The following is a 1,356-nucleotide window of genomic DNA, read 5'->3' as shown; positions in this document are numbered from 1 at the left end:
TTGACAGACCCTTTTATGGTTTCTGTCAACACATGATCTGCTCTAATTGCCTAAAAATGGAACGAGCGAGAAACCGCTTAACGCAGCGCTTGATCTCCCGGTAGGTACGTCCCTCAGCCGTGCGACGTTCCACATACTTCTGCGTTCGTTCGTCAAATCGCATCCGTGATTTAGCAATGACGTCCAACGCCATATTCAGTTGTCGGTCTCCTCCTCGATTGAGCCTATGCCGAACGGTGTTGCCTGAGGAAGCTTGCAACGGCGAAACACCGGCTAGCGCAGCGAAAGACGCCTCAGATCGAAACCTTCCGGCATGTGAATAACTCGCCAAAATAATGGCCAAGGTCACCGGGCCCATACCTGGTTGTGCTTGCATGCCAGGCGCCAATTGCTCGTCAAGGACTGCCATTTCCAGATCAATACCTTGGGTACGACGCTTGGCTTTGAGGATCGCTTGAGCCAGTTCCACGGCCTCTGCGCGAGCTACACGTTGGTCAATCGTGTCAAGATCACGAATACGCCAGGCACTTATTTCCCCAATAACACGGTCACTGAGTGCTTTACGCGCATCAATTCCCAAATCGATCTGGCGAAGCAACGCGTTCAGTGCATTGCGGTTCGAAGTGCGCTGCAAAATTACCCGACGTCGCGCCGTGAGCAAGACGCTAATCGCAGCTCTCGTGCCATCCTGACGTGGGCTGACTAGCGTATCGATTTCGTGCCCAAGTACACTCATGGCCGCTGATATGGCATCGATCTGATCACTCTTACCGACCCCGTTACGGGCCTTTCTCCGCGGAGGTTTTACCTCTGTGACGAGGATGCTCTGCTCATTCAAAGCACGCCGGATCGAGGAACCGTAGGAATTGGTTCCTTCGATTGCTGCTAAGACGTTTCCAGAGCAGTTGCGTTGAATCCATGCGATGGCACGGTTGATGCCCGATTTGTTAACGGGAAACGCTTCGCAAGCGATTCGCGCACCCGTGGAAGTCTCGATGACGGCGTAAGTATGCGTTTGTGCGTGCGTATCTATACCGATGACATATGCGAATTGTTCTGCCACTATCGTCATGATGTACGTCCTTCTTCCCAGATGAATACCGTTATTGATGGCATCAGTCTGGTTATGAAGTCTTGTCCGGCAAATCTCTAACGAGACACGCATCACATTGGTGCGGTCAACCTTTTATCAAGCCAGGGCAAGCGGTCAGGCTGGTGCCCTCCAACGCAACGGACGGGTCTGTCACAAGGCAGACGAGCTCGTCGCCAGACATAGAATGAGTCACGTTGCGAAGGAGTGGTACCAATCCTGCCAGCGGGTACCAGACCTGCCAAGATCCATTAGAGACATAGAAG

Annotated in this window: 1 protein-coding gene; it reads right to left on the bottom strand. The window is 52.8% G+C overall.

All coding sequences use genetic code 11. The annotated features are described in order from the left end of the window. Positions 1–25 precede the first annotated feature (25 nt). Complete coding sequence (locus CIK74_RS17500) at positions 26–1,072, bottom strand: IS110 family transposase (protein ID WP_096257703.1); 1,047 nt, start codon at positions 1,070–1,072, stop codon at positions 26–28. Positions 1,073–1,356 lie beyond the last annotated feature (284 nt).

Source organism: Glutamicibacter sp. BW77, assembly GCF_002332285.1.
GTDB lineage: Bacteria > Actinomycetota > Actinomycetes > Actinomycetales > Micrococcaceae > Glutamicibacter > Glutamicibacter bergerei.
The sequence above is the reverse complement of the archived record's forward strand: the minus strand, read 5'-3'. Positions and strand labels throughout refer to the sequence as shown.